Here is a 26,090-nt window from a genome sequence, read left to right as displayed (position 1 = left end):
CGCTTACTCAGGTTTTAAAATTCAATTAAACCAGGTTAAATAGATTTTTTATCCCTTCATTTCAACTCAGGAAATTCACTATTCTTATAACACTGAATTCTGGTTTGATTAATTTTTAGTAAGCCACCTCATTTTTATCTAACAAAATTAAAATAAATCGATTTCTTAAGAGTTTCTTAAGTCTGGCAGCCTAGCATAACAACGTTCACAAAAAAGAGGCGTGTTATGAACCCAACTTTCAAACTCAGTAAGCAACCGCAAGAAAATACTAAAAAACGCTTTTATTTTAATTGCAGTGCTAATGCATTCATTATTTTTATGGCTTGTTATTACGGCTTAGTTATTAATATTCCATTTATGCATGGTGCGTTTAGCGCTATTACCTCGTTGCACACATTTTCATGGCTATTTTTGTTTTCTGTGCCGTTACTACTGATTTGTTTGCTAATCATATTCTTTTCAGTGGTTTCTATTCGGGGAATACTAAAACCCATTAACTACTTGCTGCTAGTGCTCTCGAGTGCGGCGTTATATGGCTCATTGAACTATGGTGTGGTGTTTGATTATTCCATGATACAAAACACCGTCGAAACTGACTCTAGTGAAGCGTTAAGCTATTTAAACCTGCAACTTGTTGGCTTTTTACTGCTTTTTGCCGCATTACCTGTCTTTATTTTGAGTAGAATAAAAATAAACTGCGCTCGCCCATACAAAGAAGTTATTAGCCGTCTTAAACTGCTTTTAGCAAGCTTTGCACTGATTGCATTAGTGGTCGTTAACTTTTACGCCGATTACGCGGCAACGGGTCGTAATAACCGTATTCTTAAAAAAGAAATTATTCCATTTCAATATCTCTCTAGTGGCTACAAATACGCCCGTGACCAGTTACTTTATAGCGATATTGAATTTAAAAATATTGATACCACGCCAACTTTAGCATCGCCAAGCACAACACGAGTTACTGTCATCGTGGTAGGTGAAACCGCTCGAGCTGAAAATTTTTCCTACCAAGGCTATGAGCGTAATACCAACCAATACACGCAAAAACATAATGTCACTTATTTCGATAACGTATCGTCGTGTGGCACGGCCACAGCAGTGTCAGTACCATGTATGTTTTCACTGCAAACTCATGCCAATTTTTCTCGTTTAGACAGTGATAACCAGCAAAACGTAATTGATTTGATACAACAAGCAGGCGCAGATGTCTTGTGGGTTGATAATAACAGTGGCTGTAAAAACGTCTGCACGCGCGTACCTACCATTAATATTGATACCAAAGCATCTGAACTATGTGATGGTAAATACTGTTTTGATGAAGCGTTACTAGCCCCTTTAAAGCACAAGCTTGCCAATTTGAGTCAGGCTAATACGGTTATAGTGCTGCATATGATGGGTTCACATGGCCCTACTTACTTTAAGCGCTACCCTGAAAAATTTAAACAGTTTAGTCCAACCTGCGACCGCAGCGATATTCAAAACTGTAGCGCTGAAGAACTGGTTAACACCTACGATAATACAATTGCTTATAGTGATTTTATCAACGCTCAAGTTATTGAACAGTTAAAGGCACTGCCAGCTAATATTGATAAGCAATTACTGTATGTGTCAGACCATGGCGAGTCGCTCGGTGAAAATGGCGCTTACTTACATGGCTTTCCCTATGCATTTGCACCAACAGCTCAAACCCATGTGCCTCTTTACATCTGGGCTGATGAGCATAATCAGCGCATTACAGCCAAGTGTCTAAACAACTTAAATAGCACTTTAGCGCAATCACACGATGCTATTTTTCATACCCTTTTAAGCTTAACCGGTGTTGCGAGTAAAACCTACCAAACCTCTGAAGATTTACTCGCGTCATGTCAAACGATTAACCATAGCGAAACTAAAATATGAATAATAAAACCGTTATAAAACGCCAAGGCCTAATGCGCCTAATTTTTACCTTAAGCCATACATTTAACGGCCTAAAATGGATGAGCCGATTTGAGGCTGCTTTTCAGCAAGAGTTGGTTTTATTTAGTTTGCTAGGCGTATTTGCCTGCTTGCAAGAAATTACTTTAAGTAGCAAATTAATCTTGATTGCCAGCTTATTGTTTGTGTTATTTGCTGAGTTGGTCAATACCGCAGTCGAAGTGGTGGTTGATCGCATCGGTAGCGAATATCATGAACTATCAGGCCTAGCTAAAGATATTGCATCCGCCAGTGTCTTTATCGCCATGCTTATTGCTATTTTAGTTTGGTGGTCTGTGCTATGGACTTAATCAGTAGCACTAAAAAAGTACTGGGGCCATTGTGGGTTTTAGCGGTATTTTTTTTCGCACTCCTATGCTTGCTAACTTTTGCGCGATTAGGTTTAAGTTTGTGGCAAAGTGGCCGTGTATTTACCGAAGGCGCCTGGCACTTTGTTTTTGTAGGCGGTTTACGTGTTGATATAGCAACATTATGCTACATCATAACCCCCGCTTTGTTACTAACACTTGCAGCACATGCTCTCAAATTAACTGCTTATATTCGAGGAGTCGTAAAGTGGTATTTAGTAATAATGGCTGCAATGTTAGTGTTTTTTGAGGTTATTACACCCACGTTTATTAACGAATACGACTTACGCCCTAATCGCCTATTTATTGAATACCTTATTTATCCTAAAGAAGTCTCTAAAATGATTTTTTCAGGTTACAAACTCGAAGTCCTCTTCGCTGTTTTAGCGCTCGTTTTCACCATTAAATTTGCTAACAAAATTCTTACTCAGCAATGGCAAAACCGCTCGTCCCTAGGGGCAATAAAACTATCACTATTAGCTGTTATTATATGTAGCCTAACACTGTTAGGCGCTCGAAATTCATTAGGCCATCGTCCATTAAACCCCGCTATGGTGGCATTTTCGACCGACCACTTGCTGAATGACCTCACGCTTAATTCATCATATAGCGTAGCATTTGCGTTAAAACAGCTCTCAAATGAGCAATCAAGTCAGGCATATTATGGCAAGGTCCCTCAAGAGGAGTTACTCGCCACAGTACGCAGTACCATGCAAAATCCTCAAGCAATATTTAATAATCCAAATGCCCCTACCCGCACTTTTCATCAGGCAAGCTACCAAGGTAAAAAGAAAAACCTGGTTATTATTCTGCAAGAAAGCTTGGGCGCTCGTTATGTAGGTACCTTAGGTGGCTTACCCTTAACGCCTAATATAGATGCACTTTATCAACAGGGCTGGGGATTTGATAACTTATACGCTACCGGCACTCGCTCTGTACGCGGTATTGAAGCAGTTATAACCGGTTTTACACCGACTCCCTCACGCGCGGTTGTAAAACTCGATAAATCACAACGTGACTTTTTTACCTTGGCTAGTTTTTTAGCAAAGCAGGACTACCATACTCAGTTTATTTATGGTGGAGAAAGTCACTTTGACAACATGCGTAGCTTCTTTTTGGGTAACGGCTTTAGTGATATTGTTGATAGTGAAAGCTTCGATAACATTAACTTTAATGGTTCATGGGGCGCATCTGACGAAGATTTATTTACTCAAGCAGATAAAGAGCTGAATAAATTACAACAACAGCAAAAGCCATTTTTTAGTCTGATTTTTAGTAGTTCTAATCATAGCCCTTATGAATTTCCGGACGGTAAAATAGCCCTGTTTGAGCAACCAAAGCAAAGCCGTAATAACGCAGCTAAATATGCAGATTATGCCCTAGGCACATTCATTGAAAAGGCGAAAAAATCATCTTACTGGGACGATACTGTGTTTATAGTGATTGCTGATCACGACTCACGCGTGTCTGGTTCCAGCCTTGTACCTATTGATCACTTTAGAATTCCTGCGGTTATTTTTGGAAACGGTATTAAGCCCAAACGCGATCATCAATTAGCCAGTCAGCTGGATATTCCTACCACCTTACTGTCGCTTATTGGCGCCAGCGGTGAACACCCAATGATTGGTCACGATCTCACTCGCCCTGTGGCCAAAAATAAGCAGCGTGCAATGATGCAGTACGATAAAAACTTTGCTTACATGCAAAATGATAACGTTGTTATTTTGCAGCCAGATAAACCGGCAACCACCTATATTTATAAAAATAAGCAATTACACCCCAAACATAACGATAGCGCACTCATCAAGCAAGCTCGTGCGCTGGCTAATTATGGCAACATGGCCTACAGCAATAATTGGTATCAATAACACCGAAAAATGCCTGATTGATTAATCAGGCATTTTTACGTTACCTATAAAGTAAACTAAGTTAGTATTTATAAAACGACTTAAACTTGGATAGGATTTTATGAACGTGTCATTACGTATTAGTCATTTATTTATGGTGTTATTACTTTTAGCCTTTAGCGTCAATGGCTATGCAGCACCGGCTCTATTCAAAATAGAAAAACAAGGCGCTAGCTCGTATTTATTTGGCACCGTGCATGTGGGTGATGCCAGCATGAAAGGGCTACCACAAAAAGTGACTCACGCACTGGATAACAGTAATCAAGTTGTTGTTGAAGTGGATATAAGTAAACTATCACCATTACAAATGCAACAACGTTCTATGCCGTTTATGCTGCTTACTAACGGGCGTACGCTACAGAGCGAGCTTTCAGAAAAAAATTATCAACTCCTCAAAGACTACTTTGCTAAAAAATCGATTGATATTGCCATGTTCAACAGTTTTAAACCTTGGGCTGTCATGTTGACCATGATGCAAATTGAGTTTCAAAACGCGGGCTATTCAGATAAAAACGGCATCGATAAGCAAATACTCGAGTACGCGCAAAAGCACAGTATTAACATTGCGGAGCTTGAAACCATAGAGCAACAACTACAGATGTTTAATGGCTTAGAGTCATTAAGCAATGCCATGATGGCAGAAACTTTTGAGCAACTAAGCGATATTAATACCTACTTTATCACCCTAGTGGATGCATGGAAAAAGGGCGATATGCAAACCCTAACCGGCTATTACCACACCAGTTTTGATGACAGCCAATACGGTCAACAAAGCGAGCAAGTGATGCTGATTGAGCGCAATAATAATTGGGTCACTCAGCTCACGCCTAAACTTGAACAAGGTAAGGTGTTTATTGCGGTAGGTGCTCTGCACTTAGTTGAGCAGCATGGTTTAATTAAACAACTTCGCGACCAAGGGTTTAAGGTTACTCAGTTATAAACAAGCTTATATAAGCGTCTCACTATGAGCAGCTTGTTGCCCATAGTGAGCCGGTTTAAAATCTTCCATTTTTAAGGTGTGTTCAATCCCTTTAATGGTATCTGCTGCATGATGGTTTACATAAATAACGGTACTCGTTTTTGCAGCACACACCTTTTCAATCAGCAGTAAAACGCGTTGACGATTTGCCTCATCAAGCCCTAAACATGGCTCATCTAAAATAAGCAAAGCAGGATGTTTAACCATTGCGCGCACAATCAGTAATAGTCGCTGATCGCCATACGATAGCTGGGTAAAAGCGCTATTTGTTTTGTCACTTAAACCTATTAGTGCCAACCACTCTTTAGCTAAACGCGTTTGTAACTCACTGGCTTGTTGATATAAACCTATACTATCGAAAAACCCTGAAATAATAGTATTAAGCGCCGAAATACTCACTCGATACTGCAAATGTAGCGTATTTGAAATATAACCAATGTGCTGTTTTATATCCCAAATACTCTCCCCTGTGCCACGCTTAAAACCAAACACTTCAATCTCATTGTTATAGCACTGAGGGTTATCACCAGTAATTAAATTTAATAAACAGGTTTTACCTGAGCCATTTTTCCCGGTGAGTTGCCAGTGCTGATATTGGTTAATCGTCCAGTTTAAATTTTCAAAAATTGTTTGTTCGCTGTAACGCACATGAACATTAGTGAGCTTAACGAGTGGCGTGTTTGTCGCTGATTTAAAACAGCGCTCAGGCGCATCGGGAATACTTAATGATGTATGCTCTAAATGAAGTAATTTGAATAAATCCGCTTGTTTTGCTGCACACGGTTTTGCCAAGCTATGTTGTAAACGACCATTATTCACATAAGCAAAGTGATCAACAAACGCTGGAATTTCATCAACACGGTTTAGCACAAACACAAAGCAGGTTTGTGCGCTCAACTGCTGTAATAGGCGGTTTAGCTGCCCAACCGATTCAGAGTCTAAGCCATCAAATGGTTCATCAAGCACAACTAAATCACTGTTAGCAGATAGCGCTTTAATTAATAATAATTTACGCGTTTCGCCAGTAGATAAATCAGTAAAATCACGATTAAGTAAGGCATCAAAATTAAAAGCGGTGATTAACTGTTGGCATAAATCGCTATTTATTTCAGGCTCAGCAAAGAGCATGTCTGTTACTTTTTGTGGCTTTTCACTTTTACGATGCGTGTTAAGTAACTGCTTTTGTAGATCACTTGACACTAATTGTAGCTTGTTAAAGGTACTATGACGTTGCCCGCTTTGTTGTTTTGCTTCACCAATTAACGCTACTGCGAGTGCTGATTTTCCAGCACCATTACCCCCGAGTAAGACCCAATGTTCCCCCTGCTTTACTTGCCAAGTTAAATCGTCGATATAATACCGAACACTGTCATCGGTAGATAAATAACCACTAAATTGCTGTAGTAAAATTGAGCGCACGTTAGATCCCAAAACAGAGCTTAAAAACTCAAACTAACGTAATAAGGAATAATTAAGCAAGTGAGATTTAATCAACCTCAGGTAGAAAAGCATCGTTTAGCGCCGCGATTATGCTTTGCTGATCTATGGGTTTATGAATATGACCTATTGCTCCACAAGCTTTAGCGCGAGCAAGATCACTATCAGAGGTGTTTGCGGTAACCACAATAATCGGCAGTGTTTTATCGTTATCATGCAAGATTTTAGTGGCTTCAAACCCATCCATAACCGGCATATTTAAATCCATAAAGATGACGTCATAAGATTTTTTGGCGACCATTTCACACGCTATTTTGCCATTCTCAGCGCATTCAGCGTGTATGTTCAATGCGGTTAATAGCTTAGTGAGTACCAGCATATTAAGTGGGTTATCTTCAACGACTAAACAATGTAAGTTATCAGGAATTGACGATGACTTGCTTAAAGTAGTATCCACCTCTAATGGTAATGTTAAAAATACAGAGGCCCCTTGCTGACGATTATTTTCAAAACGAATTTCACCCTTTAATGCGTCAACAATATATTGTACACGGGTAAGGCCTGTTCTGAGTCCTTGAAAATGGTTACTTTGCTCAGTGCTGTCTAATTCTAATTGCTCGATAAGGTGATCAAAGCCACAGCCGGTGTCCTCGACGCTCAGCGATAGTTGGTTATTGTTGAGCGTAGCGATGACTTTCACCTCTCCTTGCTCTGTAAACTTTAATGCATTACTAAGTAGCTCATTAACTATTTGTTGTAGGCGTGCATGATCTACAATCACCGCGCAGTCTAAGCTCGCTGCTAACTCTCTGATTAACTTTAACCCTTTCTCAGTACAACCATATTCATACACAACTAACACTTTATTTATGGTGGTTAGTAAGTTGTCAGAGGTCGGGTTTAACGACCAACGATTTAAACTCAGCGCTTGTAAATCTTGTAATTCATCTAACATCACCAACAACCTCGCCGAGCAATACCGAGCTTGGCGTTGTATATCCTGCTGTGAAGTGGGAATTTTTAGCTCATCGATCGAGGTAATTAATCCCTGTAATGGGGTTCTAAATTCATGACTGGCTCGTGCAATAAAGTGCTCTTTGTTATTACTTACCTGCTCTGCAAATTCTTTTTGTTGTTGATACTTTTGTAAGGTCTGCAGAACTCGTTTTTCCATCGGCATAAACACAAATCTAAGTTCTAAAAACAATAATGCCAGAGTAAAAAACCAACAAAGCAGTTCAATACTAGAGATCCAATCAACCTTTTTTACCGCTTGTTGCTCAAATAAGCTCACCGCAGTGTCTAATTTTTTAAGTAATGCTTCAACTTCGCTCACGGAAAACGAAGCCAAATTAATAGGCTCCTTTTGAGAAACCAAATTTTTAGCTTGCGTTATAAAGACCAACACTTCTGCATCTAAGTTGCTTGGGGGGGCATAATATAAATCAAATAAAGGTGTATTTAGATAAACTGCGTCACCTTGCTCATCTTTAGTGAGTAAATATTCATGGGCTTGTTCAAATAACTCAAGGGAGTGTTTTAACGATTGAAGATGTTGTGCGTGATTATCCGTTTGATTAATTAATGCATTGCTATGCCAAGCTATTTTTTGCGAAAGCATACGTTGCTTGCCAGCTATATTGATAATTTTTGCATCGTATTTTTGCACTGAAAAGAAGTATTGCATCAGTAATGCAGATACGCTGACCAACAAGGCAATAGCAACTAAAGCCCAACGGTAACGTTTGCGAATACTCTTAACAATGTTGAACATAAACTAGGTTACTTTTTTTGTTTTAACTGTAGCCTAAGCTTAGCAAACTAATTACTAAATTATTAAATATAAAAAACCCAGCTAGTTAAGCTGGGCTCTTGTAACCGTTTAGCGTGTACCTAACGATTTTCTAGTCGATTATAATCAAACATGCCAAATTCAACACCTCGGTACTGGCGGGCAACCTGATGTAAAATATCGCTGTATTGCCAAAATTGCGGGTGAGTTCGACGAATCGCAAACTTAGACTTTAAAGCGCGATAATCAGCTTCCACTTGCATTAGCGGTAACTGTTCGGCAAAGGCCGAAACCTGTTGGGCGTTATTTAAATACCAAATTGCAGAAGGGTAATCACCAATAAAGCCCGGAACAATTGTCACCGTATCTTCTTCATAAGCGCGCTGTCCGTCTTCGTTTAGTAGACTCGAAATATTATAGTGCGCGTTATGGTGAATAATTGTATAGCCTGTGTGTCCATCCTGCTCTTTCACTAGCACATACGATAGCTGTGGCAATAAGTTAACTGCTTTAGCAGGCATGGTATTAATCGCACTTAATGGTGCGGGTACTTTTTTATAGTCATAACGAGGACTTAAAACGGGCTCTAATGCCTCTTTAATTAAGCCATATAGCTCTGATTGCGGTTCATCTGTTTGATAGTTAATACCGCTGGGTTGACTAAACTCACGATTGTTTTCAAAAAAGGTCGACAAACTAGGTGGTGATTTTCGATACCAACTCTGTTTAATTGTCTCTCGCTGAGTTTCAGGTAACAAAGCTAAAAAGTTGTGCTCACCCTCTAAACGTAAAAAGTCCATGTATAAGCGCGTTATTAATTGATGGCCAATATTGCCATACACATCAAAGCCCGCAACTAACAAGTAATGAATACGCTCAAACAGCGCGTAATCAAGCACCCACATAGTTTTAGGTTGTTGGCCAATAAAGCCTTTAACTACAGTTGCACTATCAAAGTGTCGAAAAATAGTCAGTGCCGCATTTTGATTGTACCCATCCCCTTTCCACAATAAGTCGGTGGTTAAATGCTCGCCGTTTTTGAACAGATTATTAGCAAGCTCTACCTTGGCTTTTAAGTAACGTTTTTCGCGAACCGAGTATTTGACCCAATTAGAAATCGGTAACGCATTACTTTCCTCTGCTGCGGGCAACTCTAATGCATCCTCATGTTGCACCAGCATTTTACCTACCGCCGGAGTCGCTACCTTTTTAGGATCAGCAAACGCCACCCAAAAATGATCATTAATCACATTGAGTGCTATTTGACCACGACAAACAGGGCCTTTAATAAAGCCCATAATAATTAGCTCAGCTTCATCGAGCATAAATTGATATTTTGCATCTATAGGCAGTGCTTCAAACGTTTTAAACGGGTTTGATGCAAGGGTAGGCTCATAGCTTGGTAAACTAGATACAGTGTAATTTGGCGCAATAAATTGCTGGTAAATACGTGCCAACTTTTCATCATTAAGTTTAAGCGGTAAATGCGTTTTTGATAAAATAGTAGAACGGTCGTGAAGCAGTCGATAATAAACACGCTCAACGTTTGGATTATCGTAAGGGCGACGAGAACTTATTAATTTAATGTCTTCACCAGGGGGAGTACTTGAGCGTACCAACTTAAAAAAGTTAGGTGATTGTGCATCACTAAAGTAGATGTGTGCTAAAAACCAATGCTCATAAATATAGCGCGCTGATAATTGGTACTTCAAACCATCTTGATTTAAAAATGCTTCCCAGTTTTTTACTTGCGCAAGCTCAGCAGCTGATGGCGGCTTGATGTGCGCCATTTTCCCGCCTTTTTTAATCCAGTTTTGTAAGTGCTGAAATTCAGCAGCAGTCACTCCAGGCAAGCCATAAGGCATACCCGCATGCGGTTGCTCATCCGCTAATTGGTCAAACTCACCCATCGTCGCACAACTTTGGTTGCGGCTAAGTGAAAAATCAAAACGTTCATCTAATACTTCATCTTCTGGCAAGGGTGAACTTTGCTTTAATACCAGCGTATTAAATAACACACTACCCGCTAAATTGGCTTCTTCAGTTTGTGCTCGCTCGTTTAATACCGGGCTAAATTCTTTATCACGCCATTGCTCAGTCGTGGTTGCATCAAATAATAATCGGCTCGGCGTTGAGGCTAACAACCGAGTACCATCGTAAACCAACTCTTTACTGAGGCCTCTGTCGATACCTTCAGGAGAAGAGAGTTTTAATTGGCAAGGCGCATCATAACAGCCATGACAAACCACGCAGCGGTTATCGAGTACAGGCTTTACTTGCTGTAAAAACTCAGCCCCAGCACCGCTATTATGAGCAACCATACGATCTTGTGTTTGCTCAGGACCGAATAATTCATTGTAATGTGCATTACCTAAGTAAGCACAACCACTTAAGATAATCAGTACAAAAGTACCTATAATATTTTTTTTCATTATTCAGTCTCATCACCTAAATCGAACGTAGGCATCATATCGATTTGTGGTGATACGAATGTTAGGTTTTCAACAGTAGTCACCACAGCGCTTAATAGAGGGCCCTGTGTTATGGTTAATTGAGCGTCATGCTCGCTATGCGCTATGGTAGCAAAGCTTGAATTGATGATATTCAACTCATAGTCTGCAATGCTAATGCCTATACTACTGTCAGCACTGGGGTTCTGGCATAGTTGAGTAAGCAGCTCATCACTTAAGATAACTGAAATTTCCAAGTCAGGCTGCGCTAAGTCACGGGTACTTAGTGTTTCATCTAGAATAAATAAAGGAAGTGTTAAATTGCTATCTTGTTCAAGTTCCATTGGACTCTCTGCGCTACTGACTATTTAATTATTACCTATTATAACAACGTTCCAACTTAAATAACGATAAACAAGCCTTAAAATAGCCTCGTTAATTTTTAAGCAGCGGTATCAATGCTGCTTTAAACTTCGTGAAGACAACAACAGGAACGCCAAACTTCACTCATTAAACCTGAAACCTGCAGCATTACAGTAATTGAGAACTCAACGATCGTTGCTACAAAGCACCAATGCATAAGGTAAGTGTAGAACCTTCATGCTTTACCCTCTAAGTGCGATAAAACTCAACCCAAGTGACAGTGTTAAATTTACACCGAGCTGCTTTATACCAATCCGCAATAATACTCAATCATTTTGCGGGGCTAAACGTGCCGCTACCTGTGTTAAAAAATTCTTATTTAGAACAACTAAATAGCGAATTTTTTGCCTAGCTATCACCCCGTTTTTCCTGCCTCAAAATAGACCGCTTAATTAAGCGAATTGGTGATACGACTCTATAAAAGTGGACACTTATTTAAGGAATAAGTGTTATGAAAATCAAAACTAGGCGTAGTCATTCAATTGAATTTAAAACAAAAGCAGTTGAACAATCGTTAGACTCTCCAGATACTGTTAATGTAATAGCTCATCGGCTGGGCATTAACCCTGTCTTATTATCTAAATGGAGACGAAAAATGACGTCAAAAAGTACATCTAACCCAATTAAAAACCAAGGCCCTGATAAGTCATATAAAGATTTGGAGCGCCAAGTGCGTAAGCTTGAAAAGCAATTGGAAGATGCGCAGTTGGAGAACGATGTGTTAAAAAAGGCGAAGGCCTACTTGGACAGCCGAAAAGAATAAGATTTGAGTATATTCACCAAGCTGCGACAGCTAAGAAAACGATAAAAAAATTATGCACATGGTTGTCAGTATCAAAAGCTGGATATTATAAATGGCTAAAGCACTCATTAAGTCAACGTGCGTCAGAAAACGACTCATTGCTTGAGTTTTTGAAAAAAGTAAGTAGTGATGAGCACTGTATTCCGGGCTACAGAAAGTTGTGGAAAGCCGCTATAGACAATGGGTATGAGTGTAGTAAAGGCCGTGTGCAGCGATTACTGCAGAGTATGGGTTACCGCTCAGCCGCGGGTAAACGCCGATATACCGGTAGCGGAAAAAAGCAGGGGCATATCACTGCAGAAAACTTATTGGGTCGTGAGTTTAGTGTTGATGAACCCAATACGGTATGGGTGTCAGACATAACGCAAGTTCGTTGCAGAGAGGGTTGGCAGTATTTATGTGTAATTTTAGATTTATACTCACGCAAAGTCGTTGGTTGGGCAACAAGTCGAGTTAACAGCGCAGACTTGGTGATTAGAGCGTTAAAAAAAACATGGGATGCACGTAAACCTGATGGAAGTCGCTTATTATTTCACTCAGACCAAGGCAGCCAGTATCGTGCAAAAGAAACAATATCGTGGTTGAACAACCGACAGGTAACAATTAGCATGTCGAGAAAAGGGAATTGCTGGGATAATGCCTGCTCAGAAAGCTTTTTTGCCCAGTATAAAAAAGAATGGATGAACAATTTAAATGAACTGAGTCGTAGTGAAATGACAGTACAAAGTCGCTTTTATATCGAAAACTACTACAACTCAGTAAGAATGCATGGCACGCTAGGAAATGTGAGTCCCATGCAATACGAGTTAATGAATTAAAAACCCGTGTCTACTTTATCGGGGTCGTATCATTGGTATTACCTAAAATCTTAAACCTTGCACCTGAAACCTTTATTTTATTGCAGGCATTAAAAAACCCGAGGCTAAGCTCGGGTTTTTTCGTATTAATTAGCTAGGCTAATTATTACTCGTTGAACGTTGCTACAAAGCACCTACGCCTAAGGTAACTGCGCCACCTTCACATGATGTAAATCGCAGCCATTAAAAAAGGCCACCTAAGTGACCTTTTTCTAACAATTAACTTAAACGTTAATTATTACTCTACGATAGTTGCTACAACACCAGCACCTACAGTACGGCCACCTTCACGGATAGCGAAACGAAGACCTTCGTCCATCGCGATTGGCGCGATTAGCGTTACTGTCATCTTAACGTTATCACCAGGCATTACCATTTCTACGCCTTCTGGTAACTGTACGTCACCTGTTACGTCAGTTGTACGGAAGTAGAACTGTGGACGGTAACCTTTGAAGAATGGAGTATGACGACCACCTTCATCTTTCGAAAGTACGTATACTTCTGAAGTGAATGTAGTGTGTGGCTTGATTGAACCAGGCTTAGCTAGTACTTGACCACGTTCAACGTCTTCACGCTTAGTACCACGTAAAAGTGCACCAATGTTCTCACCAGCACGACCTTCGTCAAGAAGCTTACGGAACATCTCAACACCAGTACAAGTAGACTTAGTCGTCTCTTTGATACCAACAATTTCAACTTCGTCGTTCACGTTGATGATACCAGCTTCAACACGGCCAGTTACAACAGTACCACGACCTTGGATTGAGAAAACGTCTTCGATAGGCATGATGAATGGCTTATCGATGTCACGCTCTGGCTCTGGAATGTAAGTATCTAGTGCTTCTGCAAGCTCTACGATTTTAGCTTCCCATTGCTCTTCGCCTTCAAGTGCTTTAAGTGCAGAACCTTGAATTAGTGGTAAGTCATCACCTGGGAAGTCGTATTCAGAAAGAAGTTCACGAACTTCCATTTCTACTAGCTCAAGTAGCTCTTCATCATCAACCATGTCACATTTGTTCATGAACACAACGATGTAAGGAACACCAACTTGGCGAGAAAGTAGGATGTGCTCACGAGTTTGTGGCATAGGGCCATCAGTCGCAGCTACTACTAAGATAGCGCCATCCATTTGAGCAGCACCAGTGATCATGTTTTTAACATAATCGGCGTGACCAGGACAATCTACGTGTGCGTAGTGACGAGTAGGAGTATCGTACTCAACGTGTGAAGTTGAGATTGTGATACCACGCTCGCGCTCTTCTGGAGCGTTATCGATTGATGCGAAATCTTTAGCAACACCGCCGTATACTTTTGCAAGTACGTTAGTGATTGCTGCAGTTAGTGTAGTTTTACCGTGGTCAACGTGGCCGATTGTACCAACGTTTACGTGCGGTTTTACGCGTTCAAACTTTTCTTTTGCCATCTTAAAAAATTCCTAATAAAGAAATTAAAGCCTGACTCAGTATTGAGCCAGACAAGCTAAAATCATATAACAGCGCGAGCTGAAATTATTGTATCTGCAACCTGTTTAGAGGCTTCAGCGTACTTCAAAAACTCCATAGAGTATGAGGCACGGCCCTGTGTTGCAGATCGTAAAGCAGTCGCATAACCAAACATTTCAGATAACGGAACCTGAGCATTAATTTGCTTAAGTCCACCAAGTGCATCTTCCATGCCTTCGATCATGCCGCGACGACGGTTTAGGTCGCCAACTACATCACCCATGTTTGCTTCAGGAGTGAGTACTTCAACCTTCATTACTGGCTCTAATAAAGCAGGGTTTGCATCTAGCGCACCTTGCTTCATAGCGAGTGAACCTGCTATTTTAAATGCCATTTCATTCGAATCTACATCATGGAATGAACCATCATATAAAGTCGCTTTCACGCCAAGTAATGGGTAGCCTGCCAGTACACCTTGAGCCATTTGCTCTTGGATACCTTTGTCTACCGCAGGGATGTATTCTTTCGGAACTGACCCACCTACGGTTTCGTTAACGAACTCGTAAATTGGGGCTTCATCATCCGAAATATCCATCGGTTCAAGTTTAAGCCAGACGTGACCATATTGACCACGACCACCTGATTGACGTATAAACTTCCCTTCAACTTCAACAGTTGAACGAATAGCTTCTCGGTATGCAACCTGCGGCTTACCAACGTTACATTCAACACTGAATTCACGTTTCATACGGTCGACAATGATATCAAGGTGAAGTTCACCCATGCCAGAGATAATCGTCTGGCCTGATTCTTCGTCAGTTTGTACGCGGAAAGATGGATCTTCTGCCGCTAGTTTACCTAGCGCGATACCCATTTTATCCTGGTCAGCGATTGTGCGAGGCTCAACCGCAACAGAGATAACTGGTTCTGGGAATTCCATACGCTCTAGCGTAATAATAGAATTCGGATCACACAGTGTCTCGCCTGTTGTTACGTCTTTGAGACCAATAGCCGCCGCGATGTCGCCTGCGTAGACTTCTTTGATCTCTTCACGTGAGTTTGAATGCATCTGAACGATACGACCAAGACGCTCACGCTTACTTTTTACTGGGTTATATACCGCGTCACCCTGTTTAACAGTACCAGAGTAAACACGGAAAAAGGTCAAGGTGCCAACAAACGGGTCTGTTGCAATCTTAAAAGCAAGTGCAGCAAACGGCGCTTTATCATCAGCAGGACGCTCTTCCTCGGTACCATCTTCGAGGATACCTTGGATTTGTTTCACTTGTGTGGGTGATGGCATGTATTCAACAACGCAATCAAGCACAGCTTGAACGCCTTTGTTTTTAAATGCACTACCACAGGTCATGGGAACAATTTCGTTCGCTAATGTGCGTTGACGCAAAGCATTTTTAATTTCTGCTTCGCTTAACTCTTCACCTTCTAAGTATTTATCCATTAGTTCTTCAGAGGCTTCAGCAGCGCTTTCAACTAAATGAGAGCGCCATTCTTCAGCTAAATCCTGAAGTTCTGCCGGTATTGCCTCATAAGAGAAAGTCATACCCTGGTCTTCATCATTCCAGTTAATAGCTTTCATTTTAATAAGGTCAATAACACCTTTAAAGTCGTCTTCAGCGCCAATTGGCAACTGGACTGGAACAGGCGTTGCTCCAAGACGAGATTTCACCTGGCCGACAACCGTTAAGAAGTCAGCGCCTGTGCGATCCATTTTATTTACGAAGATCATTCTCGGAACTTCGTATTTGTTCGCTTGACGCCAAACTGTCTCAGTTTGCGGCTGTACACCAGATGAAGCACAAAGAACAACTACCGCACCATCTAGTACACGTAAAGAACGCTCTACTTCGATAGTGAAATCTACGTGTCCTGGGGTATCAATGATATTGATGCGATGGTCGTCAAATTGCGCGTCCATCCCTTTCCAGAAACACGTTGTTGCAGCAGAAGTGATTGTGATACCACGCTCTTGTTCCTGCTCCATCCAATCCATAGTTGCGGCGCCATCATGTACTTCACCGATCTTATGAGAAAGACCTGTGTAGAACAGAACACGTTCTGTTGTGGTGGTTTTGCCTGCATCTACGTGAGCACAAATACCGATATTGCGGTAACGCTCAAGTGGAGTTGTACGTGCCATAAAATCCTCTTAAAGGTTAAGGACAGATTACCAACGGTAATGAGCGAATGCTTTATTCGCTTCAGCCATACGGTGAACGTCTTCACGTTTCTTAACCGCAGTGCCTTTGTTGTCAGCAGCGTCAACGATTTCTTGAGCTAAACGTAAGCCCATAGATTTTTCGCCACGCTTACGTGCAGCGTCTACTAACCAACGCATACCTAATGCGTTGCGACGTACTGGACGTACTTCAACTGGTACTTGATAAGTTGAACCACCAACACGGCGAGATTTAACCTCTACCTGTGGACGGATGTTATCAAGTGCAGTTTCAAAGATTTCTAGGTGCGACTTGCCTGATTTCTCAGCAGCCACGTCTAGCGCACCATAAACGATTTTTTCAGCAGTAGATTTCTTGCCGTCTAACATTACGATGTTAACGAACTTAGCAAGAAGTTCCGATCCGAACTTAGGATCTGGAAGAATTTTACGTTGACCTATTACGCGTCTTCTAGGCATTTTGTATCTCCGGTTTATTCAGGTTTGCTCTTTCGAGTCAATCACCCAAAACAATAATTAATAATATTTAGTGCTTGGCCTTACTAACGGAAAACAATTAGCCTTTAGGGCGTTTTGCACCGTATTTAGAACGAGCTTGACGACGGTCGCTAACGCCTGCACAGTCAAGTGCACCACGTACAGTGTGAAAACGCACACCTGGTAAATCTTTAACACGACCACCACGGATTAGGATTACACTGTGCTCTTGAAGGTTATGACCTTCACCACCGATGTATGAAGTTACTTCGAAACCGTTAGTTAAACGTACACGAGCTACTTTACGTAACGCCGAGTTTGGTTTCTTAGGTGTAGTTGTATATACGCGAGTACATACACCACGCTTTTGCGGACACGCTTTAAGCGCAGCTGAGTTACTTTTAGTAACCTTGCTACGACGTGGCTTACGCACTAGCTGGTTAATAGTTGCCATTTAAATAGCTCCTGAAATTAAAATTACTACTGAAAAAAATAAAAAATCCGCCCTTGTTTCACCAGCATGTTTTAAACGTGCAAGTAAATGGGTGGCGGAATTTTAATGAGCAAAGATTGACCTGTCAACCTAAACCGCTCACAAGGCAGTAGATAACTGCCTTGTGAAACTCTAATCTATTGATTAGATTCGGTTTATTGATTTCCAGATAAATCCGCGTTTAAAGCATCAGTGAGTGCTTGAGTTGCCTCTTCCGCACTTACCGTTTGCTCTTCAACAACGTCTTTTTGCTTACGACGAGCCATACGCTCTTGATGATACGCAAAACCGGTACCGGCTGGGATCAATCGACCCACAATTACGTTTTCTTTCAGACCGCGTAGTTCATCGCTCTTACCATTTACAGCGGCTTCTGTTAGGACACGAGTTGTCTCCTGGAACGAGGCTGCTGAGATGAAAGATTCTGTCGCTAGTGATGCTTTTGTGATACCCATTAACTGGATTTCAAACTTAGCTGGGATCTTACCTTGAGCTTCAAGGTCGCGGTTTGCGATATTAACGCGTGCCACTTCAATTTGCTCACCGGCTAAGAACTCAGTATCACCACCGTCTAGAATGATACATTTACGTAGCATTTGACGAATAATAGTTTCAATGTGCTTATCATTGATCTTAACGCCCTGCAAACGGTAAACCTCTTGCACTTCGTTAACAATGTAATTAGCAACATGAGTCACACCACGTAGGCGTAAGATGTCATGCGGTGATTCTGGACCATCGGCGATAACTTCACCTTTAGACACTTGTTCACCTTCAAACACGTTAAGTTGACGCCACTTAGGAATCATTTCTTCGTAATGATCGCCTTCAGCTGGTGTAATAACTAAACGTTTCTTACCTTTAGTCTCTTTACCGAAGCTAATCGTACCGGTGATTTCAGCTAAGATAGCTGGATCTTTCGGCTTACGTGCTTCAAATAAGTCGGCTACGCGTGGTAGACCACCCGTGATATCACGAGTTTTCGAACCTTCTTGCGGAATACGTGCTAACACGTCACCTGGGTTTGCAGTCGCGCCGTCTGTTACTTCAATCGTAGTGAATGAAGGAAGACGCGTTTCTTGCAAGCCACGCTCATCACTTTCAATGATAAGCTTTGGTTCTTTCGCATTCGCTTTAGCAAGATCTTTAACAACTACACGAGTTAAACCCGTTAGTTCGTCAGTCTGTGCTTCAGTGTTTGAATCATCGATATCGCTGAACGATACTTTTGATTTATGCTCAAGAACGATTGGGTGACTATGCGGGTCCCAAGTAGCAACGATGTCGTTACCTTGAACTTCTGCATTGTCTTGCACTGTTAATACCGCACCGTAAGGTACTTTATAACGCTCTTTCTCACGACCATAGCTATCAATGATAGTGATCTCGGTAGAACGAGAGGTAATAACAATCTTACCGTCTGTATTTAATACATATTTAGCGTTGTGAAGTTTTAATGTACCGTTTGTTTTAACTTGTACATTATTTTCAGCAGACGCTCTTGATGCCGCACCACCGATGTGGAAGGTACGCATCGTAAGCTGTGTACCCGGCTCACCGATTGACTGTGCCGCGATAACACCTACTGATTCACCCGCGTTGATGATATGACCACGTGCAAGGTCACGACCATAACACTTAGCACATACACCAAAGTCGTTATCACAAGTGATAACTGAACGTACGCGAACTTCATCAACTGAGTGCTCTTCTAAAAGGTCACACAGTTTTTCGTCAAGCATGATGTTACGTTCAACAAGTACTGTATTAGTACCTGGTATTACAACATCTTCAGCGACAACACGACCTAGTACACGTTCGCGAAGTGCTTCTACAACGTCACCACCTTCAATTAGCGGTTTCATTGTTAAGCCATCTTCTGTGCCACAATCGTCCTCGTTGATTACCAAATCTTGTGCAACGTCTACTAGACGACGCGTTAGGTAACCCGAGTTCGCTGTTTTCAGTGCTGTATCGGCAAGACCTTTACGCGCACCGTGCGTTGAGATGAAGTACTGAAGTACGTTTAGACCTTCACGGAAGTTAGCCGTGATTGGCGTCTCGATGATTGAACCATCTGGACGTGCCATTAGGCCACGCATACCTGCTAGCTGACGGATCTGAGCGGCACTACCACGAGCACCTGAGTCGGCCATCATAAACACTGAGTTAAATGACGGTTGCTCTACTTCTTCACCTTTTGCATTGATAACCGTGTCTTTTGACAAGTTGGCCATCATTTCACGTGATAAGTTTTCATTTACACGTGACCAGATATCGATAACTTTGTTGTACTTTTCACCAGCCGTTACAAGACCTGATTGGAATTGTTGGTTGATTTCAGTTACTTCAGCTTCAGCTGATTCAATGATTGCTGCTTTAACTGGTGGAATAACTAAGTCATCGATACCAATTGAAACACCTGACTTCATTGCATAGTGGAAACCGGTGTACATGATTTGGTCAGCAAACATAACTGTGTCTTTTAGACCAAGACGACGGTAACACTCATTAATTAAGCCAGAAATCTGCTTTTTACCTAGGGCTTGGTTGATTGACTCATACGGCATGCCTTTTGGTAAAATTAAAGACAGAATCGCACGACCAACAGTAGTATCAATTACGGTTACAGTGTCTTCAACAACACCTTCTTCGTTTTTAACTGATTGGCTAATACGTACTTTCACGATAGCGTGAAGGTCGGCATTACCACTACGGTATGCTTTTTCTGCTTCTTTAGGATCTTTAAATACGGCGCCTTCGCCTTTCGCGTTAATACGATCACGCGTCATGTAATAAAGACCTAATACAACGTCCTGTGAAGGAACGATGATTGGCTCACCATTAGCAGGCGATAAGATGTTGTTTGTAGACATCATTAACGCGCGAGCTTCAAGTTGCGCTTCAATTGTTAGCGGTACGTGTACCGCCATTTGGTCACCATCGAAATCGGCGTTATACGCCGCACATACTAATGGGTGCAAATGAATCGCTTTACCTTCGATAAGCACAGGTTCAAACGCTTGGATACCCAAACGGTGAAGTGTTGGTGCACGGTTAAGTAATACTGGATGTTCACGAATTACTTCGTCTAGTACATCCCATACTTCCGCTACTTCACGCTCAACCATCTTTTTAGCAGCTTTGATTGTCGTAGCCATGCCGCGACGCTCTAATTTGCCATAGATGAATGGTTTGAAAAGCTCTAATGCCATCTTCTTAGGAAGACCACACTGATGAAGCTTAAGTGTAGGACCAACCGTGATTACAGAACGGCCAGAGTAATCTACACGCTTACCAAGTAAGTTCTGACGGAAACGACCTTGCTTACCTTTGATCATATCAGCAAGCGATTTAAGAGGACGTTTGTTAGAACCTGTAATTGCACGACCACGACGACCGTTATCAAGTAGCGCATCAACCGCTTCTTGTAACATACGTTTTTCGTTGCGTACGATAATATCTGGTGCAGCTAAATCTAGTAGACGCTTAAGACGGTTATTACGGTTAATAACACGACGGTAAAGGTCATTTAGATCAGATGTCGCAAAACGACCACCGTCTAGTGGCACTAATGGGCGTAAGTCAGGTGGCAATACTGGAAGTACTGTCATGATCATCCACTCAGGGTTATTACCTGATTGGTGGAACGATTCCATTAACTTAAGACGTTTAGTGATCTTTTTACGCTTAGTTTCAGAGTTAATTGTTGGTAACTCTTCACGCATTTCTGCAATTAATTGAGCAAGATCGAGTTCACGCAGTAAGTCTAATACTGCTTCAGCACCCATCTTCGCTTCAAATTCATCACCGTGCTCTTCAAGTGCATCTAGGTATTCTTCTTCACCTAATAGCTGACCACGCTCAAGCGTTGTCATGCCAGGCTCAGTTACTACGAATGATTCGAAGTAAAGAACACGTTCAATATCACGAAGCGTCATATCAAGCATTAAGCCGATACGTGACGGTAATGATTTTAAAAACCATATATGCGCAACTGGACTTGCCAGTTCTATATGACCCATACGGTCACGACGCACTTTAGTGAGTGTTACTTCAACGCCACACTTTTCACAGATCACACCACGGTGTTTAAGGCGTTTATATTTACCACATAAACACTCATAATCTTTCACTGGGCCGAAAATACGGGCACAGAATAAGCCATCGCGCTCAGGCTTGAAAGTACGGTAGTTAATAGTCTCAGGTTTCTTTACTTCACCGTATGACCATGAGCGAACCATGTCTGGTGAAGCAAGACCAATGCGAATTGCATCGAATTCTTCGGTCTTATTTTGTTGCTTCAGAAACTTAAGTAAGTCTTTCACCTTAGCTCTCCTGTCGGAGTTAATCTTGAGGACGGATGTTCTCGTCCCTACATTCTATTCAGCCATAACAGATGCTGCAGCGCTAACTGCAGCATCTAATTGGCTTAATTTTCTTCCAACTCGATGTTGATACCCAGTGAGCGGATTTCTTTCAACAATACGTTGAACGATTCTGGCATACCTGGTTCCATTTTATGGTTACCATCAACGATGTTTTTATACATCTTAGTACGACCGTTCACGTCATCCGATTTCACTGTTAGCATTTCTTGTAGCGTGTAAGCAGCACCGTAAGCTTCAAGTGCCCATACTTCCATCTCACCAAAACGCTGGCCACCGAACTGTGCTTTACCACCCAGCGGCTGCTGAGTAACAAGGCTGTAAGAACCAGTAGAACGTGCGTGCATCTTATCGTCAACCAAGTGGTTAAGTTTAAGCATGTACATGTAACCTACAGTTACTTGACGTTCAAACTGATCGCCAGTACGGCCATCATAAAGTGTAACCTGACCACTTCTAGGGTAGCCGCCCAGCTCTAGCATGTCTTTGATTTCGCTTTCTTTCGCGCCATCAAATGCAGGAGTAGCAATCGGTAAACCACCTTTCAAGTTTTCAGCTAAACGACGAATTTCGTCATCAGAGAAACTAGCAATATCCACAACCTGACGAGACTCACCGATCTCATAAGCTTGTTTGATGAATTCGCGTAGCTCATGAAGCTCGCGTTGCTCTTTCATCATTTCTTCTAAGCGCTCACCAATACCACGTGCAGCTAGACCCATATGTGTTTCAAGGATCTGACCGATGTTCATACGTGATGGTACACCTAGTGGATTTAGTACGATATCTACCGTACGACCTTTGTCATCGTATGGCATATCTTCTACTGGTACGATAGTCGAGATAACACCTTTGTTACCGTGACGACCCGCCATTTTATCACCCGGTTGGATACGACGTTTAACAGCTAGGTATACTTTAACAATCTTAAGTACGCCTGGTGCTAAGTCATCACCTTGGGTAATTTTACGACGTTTGTTTTCAAACTTCTTATCGTATTCAGCTTTAAGCTCATCGTACTGTGCAGCTAGTTGCTCAAGTTCAGCTTGCTTGTCTTCTTCAGCAAGGCTTTGAGTTAGTAACTTTTCAGCATTCAGTGACGCTAAGTTGTCTTCATCGAAACCAGCTGCCACAAGTAACTTGCGTGCACGGTCTAAAACACCGGCTTCTAGAATACGGAACTCTTCGTTGAAGTCTTTTTTCGCTTCGCGAAGCTGCATGTCTTCAACTTCTAACGCACGTTTATCTTTTTCAACACCATCACGGGTGAAAACTTGTACGTCGATTACAGTACCAGTTACAGAGTTTGGTACACGTAAAGAGCTGTCTTTAACATCAGACGCTTTTTCACCGAAGATAGCACGTAGTAGCTTTTCTTCTGGTGTTAATTGCGTTTCGCCTTTCGGAGTCACTTTACCTACTAGGATATCGCCGCCTTTAACTTCAGCACCAATATATACAACACCTGATTCATCAAGCTTGCCTAGTGCAGATTCACCCACGTTCGGGATATCTGCTGTGATCTCTTCTGAGCCTAATTTAGTATCACGGGCAATACACTGTAGTTCTTGAATATGAATAGTCGTTAGACGATCTTCTTCAACTACGCGCTCTGATAGTAAGATTGAATCCTCGAAGTTGTAACCGTTCCATGGCATGAATGCCACGCGAAGGTTTTGACCAAGGGCTAAGTCACCTAAGTCAGTCGAAGGACCATCTGCTAACACATCGCCACGAGTAACCGGTTCACCAACCATGCATGTTGGTTTTTGGTTAATACATGTATTTTGGTTAGAACGTGTGTACTTGGTTAAGTTGTAGATGTCGATGCCCGCTTCACCAGGAATGCGTTCTTCTTCATGTACATTAACAACGATGCGACTTGCGTCGGCATACATTACTTCACCACCACGTTTTGCAACAATCGTTACACCAGAGTCTTTCGCTAGTGTTAACTCAATACCAGTACCTACTAACGGTTTGTCCGCTTTCAATGTTGGTACTGCTTGACGTTGCATGTTTGAACCCATCAATGCACGGTTAGCATCATCGTGTTCTAGGAACGGGATAAGTGCGGCCGCTACAGAGATCACCTGTTGTGGTGATACATCCATATATTGTTGGTCCATGCGACCCATAAAGGTTGATTCACCTTTGTGACGACATGGAATAAGTTCATCTACAAACTCATTGGTTTCAGTTAAGTTTGAGTTCGCCTGTGCGATAACAAACTGACCTTCTTCAATGGCTGATAGGTAATCAACTTCATCAGTTACTACACCGTCTACCACTTTGCGGTAAGGTGTTTCTAAGAAACCGTAGTCATTGGTACGTGCATACGTAGACAATGAGTTAATTAGACCGATGTTTGGACCCTCAGGAGTCTCGATTGGACATACACGACCGTAGTGAGTTACGTGAACGTCACGTACTTCAAAGCCTGCACGCTCACGAGTTAGACCGCCCGGACCTAATGCAGAAATACGACGCTTGTGCGTTACTTCTGATAGCGGGTTATTTTGGTCCATAAACTGTGATAACTGAGACGAGCCGAAGAACTCTTTAACTGCTGCCGAAATAGGCTTAGCATTAATAAGATCTTGTGGCATGATCGCGTCTAGGTCACCTAAGCTTAAACGCTCACGTACAGCACGTTCTACACGTACTAAACCTACACGGAATTGGTTCTCAGCCATTTCGCCAACACTACGTATACGACGGTTGCCTAAGTGGTCTATATCATCAACATCGCCAACACCGTTACGAATAGCAATCAATACTTTCATAACCGCTACGATGTCTTCTTTGCTTAATGTGCCAGGGCCTGTGTCTGAATCGTAACCAACACGGCTATTGAACTTCATACGACCTACTGTTGATAAGTCATAGCGTTCTTCTGAGAAGAATAAGTTCTCAAATAAGGCCTCAGCCGCGTCTTTCGTCGGTGGCTCGCCTGGGCGCATCATGCGATAAATTTCTACTAGTGCTTCTAAACGGTTGCTTGATGAGTCAATGTTTAATGTATTTGACATGTAAGCGCCGCTGTCCACTTCATTGATATATAATGTATCAATAGTAGTGTGACCTGCTTTAACCAATTCAGCCATCATTTCAAGCGTTAGCTCGTCATTTGCAGTCGCGATGATTTCACCTGTTGACTCATCAACATAGTTCTTCGCTAATACACGGCCAATGATGTACTCATGTGGTACTTCTAATTGATTAATGCCTTTTTTCTCGATGCTCTTGATGTGGCGAGCCGTAACACGACGACCGCTTTCAACAAGGACTTCACCGTCTTCGCTCTTGATATCAAAAGCGGCAGTTTCACCACGTAAACGTGAAGGTACAAGTTCCATAAGAACTTTACCGTCAGCAATTTCAAACGCAGTAGTATCGAAGAAGATATCTAGGATTTCTTCACTCGTGTACTCAAGTGCACGTAAGATGATAGACGCCGGTAATTTACGACGACGGTCAATACGTACATATAAGTTATCTTTTGCATCAAATTCGAAGTCTAACCATGAACCACGGTAAGGAATTACGCGTGCGTTATAAAGCACTTTACCTGACGAGTGAGTTTTACCGCGGTCGTTATCAAAGAATACACCAGGGCTACGGTGTAGCTGAGAAACGATAACACGCTCTGTACCATTGATTACAAAAGTACCGGTATCGGTCATGAGCGGAATTTCGCCCATGTAAACTTCTTGCTCTTTAATGTCTTTAACTGTGCCTGGAGCTTCTTTGTCCATTACTACAAGACGCAGTTTCACGCGAAGTGGAGCAGAATAAGTCACACCGCGAATTTGACATTCTTTTACATCGAATACTGGCTCACCAATACGATAACTTACGTATTGAAGCTCAGAATTTCCCGAGTAGCTTTTAATTGGGAACACAGAACGGAAGGCAGCTTCCAAACCATGATCGCCATCAGCGTCCGGGACTAAGAATTTTTTAAACGATTCTAACTGCGTCGACAGTAAGAAAGGTATATCCAAAACTTGTGGACGTTTACCAAAATCCTTACGGATACGTTTCTTTTCAGAATAAGAGTAAGCCATGGGGTTCCTCAGCTTGCTGATCTTTGACCCGACCTGTTCTTGTAAGAACAGA

At 41.8% G+C, this 26,090-nt stretch carries 15 protein-coding genes; 5 read left to right on the top strand and 10 right to left on the bottom strand.

Annotated elements, in window-relative coordinates; translation table 11 throughout:
• Positions 1-225: 225 nt before the first annotated feature.
• The 4 genes from KK487_RS01285 to KK487_RS01270 all read left to right on the top strand — a co-directional run bounded on the left by KK487_RS01285 (position 226) and on the right by KK487_RS01270 (position 5,171).
• Positions 226-1,899: a phosphoethanolamine transferase gene (locus KK487_RS01285; RefSeq protein WP_028834465.1), complete on the top strand. Its 1,674-nt coding sequence runs from the start codon at positions 226-228 to the stop codon at positions 1,897-1,899.
• Positions 1,896-2,267, top strand: a complete 372-nt coding sequence (locus tag KK487_RS01280; protein ID WP_008112748.1) for a diacylglycerol kinase — start codon at positions 1,896-1,898, stop codon at positions 2,265-2,267. The genes KK487_RS01285 and KK487_RS01280 overlap by 4 nt, the downstream gene beginning before the upstream one ends.
• Entirely contained in the window at positions 2,258-4,192 is a 1,935-nt protein-coding gene (locus tag KK487_RS01275; protein WP_013463858.1) for an LTA synthase family protein, read from the top strand. The genes KK487_RS01280 and KK487_RS01275 overlap by 10 nt, the downstream gene beginning before the upstream one ends.
• Before the next feature lie 100 nt (positions 4,193-4,292).
• The gene (locus tag KK487_RS01270) at positions 4,293-5,171 is read left to right on the top strand and encodes a TraB/GumN family protein (protein ID WP_024602117.1); all 879 of its coding nucleotides are present in this window, start codon (positions 4,293-4,295) and stop codon (positions 5,169-5,171) included.
• Positions 5,172-5,177: 6 nt separating this feature from the next.
• Here the strand turns inward: KK487_RS01270 and modF are convergent, their stop codons facing one another.
• The 4 genes from modF to KK487_RS01250 form a co-directional block, all read right to left on the bottom strand.
• Complete coding sequence (gene modF, locus KK487_RS01265) at positions 5,178-6,629, bottom strand: molybdate ABC transporter ATP-binding protein ModF (protein WP_215521902.1); 1,452 nt, start codon at positions 6,627-6,629, stop codon at positions 5,178-5,180.
• A 67-nt stretch (positions 6,630-6,696) separates the two neighbouring features.
• Positions 6,697-8,421 carry a response regulator gene (locus tag KK487_RS01260; protein WP_215521901.1) on the bottom strand — a complete coding sequence of 575 codons (1,725 nt, stop codon included), beginning with the start codon at positions 8,419-8,421 and terminating at the stop codon, positions 6,697-6,699.
• 119 nt (positions 8,422-8,540) lie between these two features.
• The gene (locus KK487_RS01255; protein WP_215521900.1) at positions 8,541-10,871 is read right to left on the bottom strand and encodes a fatty acid cis/trans isomerase; all 2,331 of its coding nucleotides are present in this window, start codon (positions 10,869-10,871) and stop codon (positions 8,541-8,543) included.
• Positions 10,871-11,233 (bottom strand): hypothetical protein, encoded by a 363-nt coding sequence (locus tag KK487_RS01250; protein WP_013463853.1) that lies wholly within the window; start codon positions 11,231-11,233, stop codon positions 10,871-10,873. Before KK487_RS01250 ends, KK487_RS01255 begins: the two co-directional genes overlap by 1 nt.
• A gap of 530 nt (positions 11,234-11,763) precedes the next feature.
• Between KK487_RS01250 and KK487_RS01245 the strand changes: the two genes are divergently transcribed.
• Positions 11,764-12,932 (top strand): IS3 family transposase gene (locus KK487_RS01245; RefSeq protein ID WP_215521899.1). Its coding sequence is split into 2 segments (ribosomal slippage): positions 11,764-12,034 and positions 12,034-12,932, totalling 1,170 coding nucleotides; the frame shifts between segments, so codons are not numbered across the junction.
• Positions 12,933-13,209: 277 nt separating this feature from the next.
• On the opposite strand, the gene tuf is transcribed toward KK487_RS01245, so the two are convergent.
• The 6 genes from tuf to rpoB all read right to left on the bottom strand — a co-directional run bounded on the left by tuf (position 13,210) and on the right by rpoB (position 26,038).
• Complete coding sequence (gene tuf / locus KK487_RS01240) at positions 13,210-14,394, bottom strand: elongation factor Tu (RefSeq protein ID WP_013463851.1); 1,185 nt, start codon at positions 14,392-14,394, stop codon at positions 13,210-13,212.
• Between the two features lie 62 nt (positions 14,395-14,456).
• The gene (gene fusA, locus KK487_RS01235; protein ID WP_013463850.1) at positions 14,457-16,571 is read right to left on the bottom strand and encodes an elongation factor G; all 2,115 of its coding nucleotides are present in this window, start codon (positions 16,569-16,571) and stop codon (positions 14,457-14,459) included.
• Between the two features lie 27 nt (positions 16,572-16,598).
• On the bottom strand, positions 16,599-17,069 hold the full coding sequence (gene rpsG, locus KK487_RS01230; RefSeq protein ID WP_010392135.1) for a 30S ribosomal protein S7: 471 nt from the start codon (positions 17,067-17,069) through the stop codon (positions 16,599-16,601).
• 97 nt (positions 17,070-17,166) lie between these two features.
• Positions 17,167-17,541, bottom strand: a complete 375-nt coding sequence (gene rpsL / locus KK487_RS01225) for a 30S ribosomal protein S12 (RefSeq protein WP_002958885.1) — start codon at positions 17,539-17,541, stop codon at positions 17,167-17,169.
• 194 nt (positions 17,542-17,735) lie between these two features.
• On the bottom strand, positions 17,736-21,908 hold the full coding sequence (rpoC, locus tag KK487_RS01220) for a DNA-directed RNA polymerase subunit beta' (RefSeq protein ID WP_013463849.1): 4,173 nt from the start codon (positions 21,906-21,908) through the stop codon (positions 17,736-17,738).
• A gap of 104 nt (positions 21,909-22,012) precedes the next feature.
• Positions 22,013-26,038 carry a DNA-directed RNA polymerase subunit beta gene (gene rpoB / locus KK487_RS01215; protein WP_024602214.1) on the bottom strand — a complete coding sequence of 1,342 codons (4,026 nt, stop codon included), beginning with the start codon at positions 26,036-26,038 and terminating at the stop codon, positions 22,013-22,015.
• Positions 26,039-26,090: the final 52 nt, after the last annotated feature.

It is taken from the genome of Pseudoalteromonas sp. SiA1 (assembly GCF_018732205.1).
In the GTDB taxonomy this organism is placed as follows: Bacteria; Pseudomonadota; Gammaproteobacteria; order Enterobacterales; family Alteromonadaceae; genus Pseudoalteromonas; species Pseudoalteromonas tetraodonis.
This window is presented reverse-complemented; position numbering and strand designations above follow the sequence as displayed.

What these genes read in the sequence shown, in the direction of transcription:
- rpoB (WP_024602214.1), bottom strand. Translation starts at nt 26,038, where the DNA reads ATGGCTTACTCTTATTCTGAAAAGAAACGTATCCGTAAGGATTTTGGT.
- tuf (WP_013463851.1), bottom strand. Translation starts at nt 14,394, where the DNA reads ATGGCAAAAGAAAAGTTTGAACGCGTAAAACCGCACGTAAACGTTGGT.
- KK487_RS01270 (WP_024602117.1), top strand. Translation starts at nt 4,293, where the DNA reads ATGAACGTGTCATTACGTATTAGTCATTTATTTATGGTGTTATTACTT.
- KK487_RS01250 (WP_013463853.1), bottom strand. Translation starts at nt 11,233, where the DNA reads ATGGAACTTGAACAAGATAGCAATTTAACACTTCCTTTATTTATTCTA.
- KK487_RS01255 (WP_215521900.1), bottom strand. Translation starts at nt 10,871, where the DNA reads ATGAAAAAAAATATTATAGGTACTTTTGTACTGATTATCTTAAGTGGT.
- rpsG (WP_010392135.1), bottom strand. Translation starts at nt 17,069, where the DNA reads ATGCCTAGAAGACGCGTAATAGGTCAACGTAAAATTCTTCCAGATCCT.
- KK487_RS01285 (WP_028834465.1), top strand. Translation starts at nt 226, where the DNA reads ATGAACCCAACTTTCAAACTCAGTAAGCAACCGCAAGAAAATACTAAA.
- KK487_RS01275 (WP_013463858.1), top strand. Translation starts at nt 2,258, where the DNA reads ATGGACTTAATCAGTAGCACTAAAAAAGTACTGGGGCCATTGTGGGTT.
- KK487_RS01280 (WP_008112748.1), top strand. Translation starts at nt 1,896, where the DNA reads ATGAATAATAAAACCGTTATAAAACGCCAAGGCCTAATGCGCCTAATT.
- KK487_RS01260 (WP_215521901.1), bottom strand. Translation starts at nt 8,421, where the DNA reads ATGTTCAACATTGTTAAGAGTATTCGCAAACGTTACCGTTGGGCTTTA.
- fusA (WP_013463850.1), bottom strand. Translation starts at nt 16,571, where the DNA reads ATGGCACGTACAACTCCACTTGAGCGTTACCGCAATATCGGTATTTGT.
- rpsL (WP_002958885.1), bottom strand. Translation starts at nt 17,541, where the DNA reads ATGGCAACTATTAACCAGCTAGTGCGTAAGCCACGTCGTAGCAAGGTT.